Genomic DNA, 314 nt, shown 5'->3' with positions numbered 1-314 from the left:
CCCCCCCCCCCCCCCCCCCCCCCCCCCCCCCCCCCCCCCCCCCCCCCCCCCCCCCCCCCCCCCCCCCCCCCCCCCCCCCCCCCCCCCCCCCCCCCCCCCCCCCCCCCCCCTTTTTAATGACCCGGCGCCCACCGAGATCTACACTGTTCGCATTTCGTCGGCAGCGTCAGATGTGTATAAGAGACAGGCCTCAGGGCCTTGAAGTGGATGTGCTTCCAGCCCGCGCTGGCGGGCGTGATGTCGGTGACGACGCGGCCGGGCGCGGCCTTGACGAGAAGGCTCATTGGGAGACCTTCGCCCTCACGGGCTGCGGT

1 protein-coding gene is annotated in these 314 nt (G+C 75.5%); it reads left to right on the top strand.

Annotation, left to right across the window (positions count from 1 at the left end):
- Window positions 1–116 precede the first annotated feature (116 nt).
- Window positions 117–314, top strand: a 198-nt coding sequence (locus JHD82_RS30540) for a hypothetical protein (protein ID WP_374191684.1), incomplete at its 3' end; no start/stop codon positions are given.

The organism is Delftia sp. ASV31 (genome assembly GCF_016428765.1).
Classification (GTDB): Bacteria; Pseudomonadota; Gammaproteobacteria; order Burkholderiales; family Burkholderiaceae_C; genus Comamonas; species Comamonas acidovorans.
The sequence above is the reverse complement of the archived record's forward strand: the minus strand, read 5'-3'. Positions and strand labels throughout refer to the sequence as shown.